Below are 5,322 nucleotides of genomic sequence, written 5' to 3' on the forward strand. Positions count from 1 at the left end.
TAGTTTTGAGAGAGCAATCTTTCAACAGAATATCCGGTGACGATGCCTACGTGGATCCACCTGTTCCCATTCCGAACACAGTAGTTAAGCACGTAGAGGCCGAAAGTACTTGGCTGGAGACGGCCTGGGAGGATAGGAAGCTGCCGGTTGACAAGGACGTGTACTTTGAGGTACACGTCCTTTTAGTATTTAGAAAAATATTCGCCCTATCCGACGTACACTTAATTGTGTACGTCTTTTTTATGCGATAATACGGAAAACGACCGTATGACTTGGCAGTATCTGCGCATGGCGTGCAAAGAATATTACTCCGTCCGAAGGGGAGAATATTTTTTCTCGCACTTCTGAGGTATATGGGTCTATGATTTGGGCAATTTCTTCGCCGCGTGTGATTTTGTCGCCGGGGCTGTGCTGTCTCAGAAGTATTCCTCCACGTTTGTTATGTACCGTCACAAGATTTTTTTCGTTAAGCTCCTGAGTTTCGACACCGGGAGCAATATCCTTTTCATCAATCATTTCACGTTTTGCAAGAAAACGCAGGATACTGTTTATTGCTTCATTGGCGCTTTTCTCGTCTATGGAGTCAGTTGCGCGGGTGTAAAGGGAGAAGGTATTTGTTTCCCACACCTGCCAGTTATAATTGAGTGTTGTTGTATCGTACGGATGCGGAGTTCTGATTACAAGATATGGAAGCCCAAAATCCAAGCCTGTTTCATTCTTTTGGAGTCCGGTATCCATTATGCGGATATGAGGTTCAAAATCTCCCGGCAGATAAAGACTTGTAAGATGAATGCCCCAACAATAGCCCTTGAGCGCGTCAAAAATTCTCGAGGCAAGCCGCTGTGTCGTTTCTCCTGCGTTATATCCGGGAAACATTCTGTTGATGTCAGTGTTGTCCAAAGGCCAGAAACGGTGCTCTACGTTCATGGAGAACTGTCCTGCGCAGGGAATAACGAGTATTCCGCATTTATCGGATAGGCGTCCCTGCTTTTCGAGTTCCGAAAGACGTTTGATGAGCCGCGCTGCCGTGTACATCTGCTGAAATTCATCGCCGCGGATTGCGCCCATGACTGCAAGGGTTTTTGTTTCATTGCCGAAGTAATATCCGTAAACGGGGATTGGCTGACGGTATGGCAGCGCATCTATTGTAAAAAGTGTTTCTTTTCTCATGCCGAAGTTCCTCCAAGTATTCTTGCAATCAGCGAGCCTTCATTTACAATAGGATATTCACGCAGCGTAAAGACAAGACCGCTTACGGGGCTTAAAAGCTTTTCCTTTGTTCCGCCGTTCATAGGGTCTGCAATCAGTCCCAAAAGCTGGCCCTGCTCCACGCGGTCAGCGTGTCTTACCTGAGGAATAAAGAAGCCGGATTCGTTGGCGTTCACAAAGCTGACGCTGCCGTCAGTGCTGATAATCGGAGGGGCGACGGGGGGCGCTGATTCTGCGAGCATACCGAGATGACGCATGACAGAAAGGATTCCTGTTATCAGCTGGTCGCCGTAGTTTCTTGTTATACGCATACCTACGCCCATTTCCACGACGAGGGTCGGCGTGTTCAGCGAGTTCAGACTGTACGCGAGCGTACTTTCTAGTACGGTGGCGGCGCTGTGTACCCATATAAAGTTCATGTTGAGATGCTTGGCCAGCGGCGTGAGAATATCAGCGGTCTTTTCGTTTATCCTGACCTGTGGGATTTCACGAAGAAATATGTTGCTGGCATGGATATCAATGCAGAGGTCGGCTCCGCGAATGTCCTGTATGATGCCGTCGGCAATATATTCGTACATTGTTTCGTCAGGGCTGCCCGGAAATATACGGTTCATATCCAGGTCAAAGCCGGGAAGCCCGCGATAGATTGTGCTGATTCCGAGAGGATTCAGCGCCGGATATATGTCAACTGTGCCGCATAAGGATTTTTTCTTTTTGGCAAGAGTCCGCGCAAGCTGCCACGCTACATACTGTCCTTCAAGCTCGTCACCGTGGGTTCCCGTTACAACGGCAAGACGGTGGCTTGAGGGATTCGTCCCTTCAATACGGTTCTTCTGTATGGTCAGGGTTTCGCCGACGGACAGTTCAGCGGATATTACTTCTTCTGTCATTTCATCGCCTCATTCATCGGATACTTTCATAAAGACTGTCTGTGTTTGGTCGGCTCCGCCTGAAAATACGCCGCGCTCAAGCGGACAATCGCTGTAATCTCTTCCAACGCAGAGTTTCAGATAGCCTTCGTGGACTGCGCAGCCTCGTGTGGGGTCTATGCCGTACCAAAAGCCGTCGTCCCATATTTCCGCCCATGCGTGGCTGGCGCCTTCTCCAACGGAAAGACCGCTGACATAGCGTGCAGGTATTCCCGCCATGCGGCACAGGGTTATAAAAACATGGGCGTAATCCTGGCAGACGCCTTCTGCCTGCAGGTACGCTTCTCCCGCGGTAGTAGATACGGAGGTTGCCCCGGGTGTATATGAGAAATGCCCATGCACCATATCGGAAATTTCCGTTGCAATTTCCAGCGGACTGCCGGAGCTGGGGAGGGTTTCGAAGAACTCCCTGAGCTCCTTTGTTGGCTGGGTCAGCGGAGAGGGATAAAGATAAAAAGGCTCGGGAGTGGACTCGTGGCGCATAAAGTCATCACGGTATGCCGTTCCCTGCAGCGTATACCTGAGTTCATCATGTTCCTTTTCCACATGGCCTGTGCAGTATCTGTTTCCGAAGGGATCTTCTCCCATGCTTGTTGCAGCGCCGTCGGGCAGAATTGACAGGTTGTATGACAAAATCCTCTGCTCCGGCATTTCTGCGGGAATGCAGCGAAGCAGGAAATTATGCTTGGTTACTGCTGTGGAAAATTCGATTTTCGTGTCGAAATAAAAGGAAAGTTCGCAACCCATAACAATCACTCCTCACAGGCTGAATAAATTTTCTGTTGCGGCAAGTATCACTCCGTGTTCCTCGGGGGAGATTTCAGGCTGAACCTTTAGCAGAACGCGCAGAGCCTCCTGAGAAGGCACGAGGCTTGTCTGGTTTATCTGCTTTACAAGCCTCAGCACTTCAGAATGAATGCGGTCAGTTCTCAAGTTAAGGCGGAGGTACAGGCTCAGTCGTTCTATACCGGCACCGCATTTTATAATGTTTCGCACGTTTTCATCGTCTATGCGGTCATCATAGCTGCCACGGAATGCCATTATGCAGTCTATGACCCTTTGCAGGGGAAGAGTTGGCGTTACGCTGTCCTTTCCGGTTTCAAAGGCATTGACCGCCAGTTCAAGATACGCGAGTGTGCGGCTGCCTATGGTTTCACGGAGCATCATTCCGTTTCCCAGCATAGTATCTGCGGCCGAGCGCAGGGAGTCGGGATTGCTTCCGTCAAAAACGTAGCTCTGCATGAAATCCTCCACGCTTTCGTAGTCACATTTTATTTCAAGCGCTTTGCAGAAGGCGGGGTAATCCAATGGCTTTCCGTCAATCATTTTGTCGTACCAGCTCCACAGATAGGAAATTGTGGAGGAGATTCGTTCATAATAGCGTCCAAGCCAAAAAAGGCGGGACATTTTGTTTACTGACATATTATCCATGTGTCCTTGAAACCTCCTCCCTGCGAGGAATTCACGACAAAGCTGTCAGGATTCCTCGAAAATCGCGTGAGTCCGCTGGGCCATACAGTGACATCTTCGCCGCAGAGCACAAAGGCGCGTAGGTCGGCTTTTCTTTCTACAAGAGTATCTCCGTCTGAAAGAGGCATTCCCTGAAAATCTATGACCTCCTGAGCGATGAAGCGCCGCGGTGATACGCGAATGGCTTTTTTCAAGTCATTTCTCTGGGAGGAAGAAAGGCTGTCTCCGAAGATTACGCCGTAGCCTCCTGCTTCCGCCACATCTTTGATAACGAGGCGGTCTATGTTTGAAATCACGTAGGACATATCCTGCGCGAAGAACGGAAGGTACGTAGGCGCGTTTTTGAGAATCGGTTCTTCCCCGAGGTAGTAAGAAATCATTTTCGGAACGAAATAGTAGATTCCCTTGTCATCGGCAACACCGTTTCCGGGTGCGTTGATTACTGCTATATTTCCGGCAAGATATGCGTCCATAAGGTTCGGTATTCCGATTAAGGAGGACGGTTCGAAGAAAAGCGGGTCAATATATTCGTCGCTGACTCGGCGGTAGAGAGCTCCCACGCGTACAGGACCGCGGTTGGCGCGGTAGTAGAGCTTCCTGTCATCTACGAAAAGGTCGCCGCTTTCTGCCAGCATTGCTCCTGACTGCTCTGCAAGATAGGCGTGCTCAAAGTACGCCGCGTTGTATCGGCCGGGAGTGAATATTACGTTGATTCCGCCTGTGTTCACATAATCCATGGTACGCTTCAAAAGACTGCCGTAGTTGCGGTTGTCCACCACCTTGTTGCGATGGAAGGTGTCGGGGCTGCACCGTCTGCACAGCGACCTTGCTATGAGAGGATAGGAAGCCCCTGAAGGAATGCGGAGATTATCCTCCAGTATGTACCATTCATTGTCTTTTCCAAGCACCAAATCGATACCGGAAATGTGGCTATATACCGATTTCGGCGGAGTTGCGCCCTCGCATTGTGCAAGATAGCCGGGAGAGCGGTAGACAAATTCCTCGGGAACGACTTTGTCGCGGATAATTTTTTTCTCGTGGTAAATGTCATCTATGAAATAATTCAGCGCTTTGACACGCTGCGCCAGTCCTGTCTTAAGCGCCTTGAAATCCTTCTGTCCGATCATGCGCGGTATGGGATCAAACGGGAAAAGACGTTCCTTGAACCTGCCGTCCTTGTAGATGCCGAATTTAACGCCGTAGCGTGCGAACTGCTCATTGATTTCCGCGCTGTGAACAAGTAACTCTTTCATCATTCTCACCCTTTCCTAAAAAACAAAAGCAGGACAAAGAAGTCGGAAGACTTCTTTGTCCTGCTTTATCACAAAACCGATACTTGAAGTATAAGCTGAACATGTTTTTTTGTCAATCATATTTTTCGATATTATGTGTAAAGTTGTAAACTTTTCTTTTTTGATTGCACAGATTTTCTAAGGAAAAAATATATCAAATAATGTATAACTCGTCAAAATTTTCATTTTGCCCCGTTGAAACGCTGACAGAGGAAGTTTTGCCTGTGGCAAAACTAGAACTAAGGCGTTATAACTCGGTTAAAATTTCATTTTTGCCTCGTTGAAATGCTGACAGAGGAGAGTTTGCCTATAGCAAACTGTGATTAAAGGCATTATAACTCGTCAAAATTTTCATTTTGTCTCGTTGAAACGCTGACAGAGGAAGTTTTGCCTGTGGCAAAACTAGAACTAAGGCGTTATAA

5 protein-coding genes and 1 rRNA gene are annotated in these 5,322 nt (G+C 48.5%); 1 reads left to right on the top strand and 5 read right to left on the bottom strand.

Going from position 1 to position 5,322, the window contains the following annotated elements; translation table 11 throughout:
* Window positions 1-32 precede the first annotated feature (32 nt).
* Window positions 33-149, top strand: a 5S ribosomal RNA gene (rrf, locus tag ACY69O_RS01905).
* A 91-nt stretch (window positions 150-240) separates the two neighbouring features.
* On the opposite strand, the gene ACY69O_RS01910 is transcribed toward rrf, so the two are convergent.
* Genes ACY69O_RS01910 through ACY69O_RS01930 form a run of 5 tightly spaced genes read right to left on the bottom strand, consistent with a single transcriptional unit; the run spans window position 241 to window position 4,864 of the window.
* Window positions 241-1,170 carry a M14 family metallopeptidase gene (locus ACY69O_RS01910; protein ID WP_462331781.1) on the bottom strand — a complete coding sequence of 310 codons (930 nt, stop codon included), beginning with the start codon at window positions 1,168-1,170 and terminating at the stop codon, window positions 241-243.
* Window positions 1,167-2,099 (bottom strand): M14 family metallopeptidase, encoded by a 933-nt coding sequence (locus ACY69O_RS01915; RefSeq protein WP_462331782.1) that lies wholly within the window; start codon window positions 2,097-2,099, stop codon window positions 1,167-1,169. Before ACY69O_RS01915 ends, ACY69O_RS01910 begins: the two co-directional genes overlap by 4 nt.
* 9 nt (window positions 2,100-2,108) lie before the next feature.
* Window positions 2,109-2,885 (bottom strand): transglutaminase family protein, encoded by a 777-nt coding sequence (locus tag ACY69O_RS01920; RefSeq protein ID WP_462331783.1) that lies wholly within the window; start codon window positions 2,883-2,885, stop codon window positions 2,109-2,111.
* Window positions 2,886-2,897: 12 nt separating this feature from the next.
* Window positions 2,898-3,569 (bottom strand): alpha-E domain-containing protein, encoded by a 672-nt coding sequence (locus ACY69O_RS01925; protein WP_462331784.1) that lies wholly within the window; start codon window positions 3,567-3,569, stop codon window positions 2,898-2,900.
* A complete protein-coding gene (locus tag ACY69O_RS01930) occupies window positions 3,551-4,864 on the bottom strand; it encodes a circularly permuted type 2 ATP-grasp protein (protein ID WP_462331785.1) in 1,314 nt (437 codons plus the stop codon). Before ACY69O_RS01930 ends, ACY69O_RS01925 begins: the two co-directional genes overlap by 19 nt.
* Window positions 4,865-5,322 lie beyond the last annotated feature (458 nt).

The organism is Schwartzia sp. (in: firmicutes), from assembly GCF_978017985.1.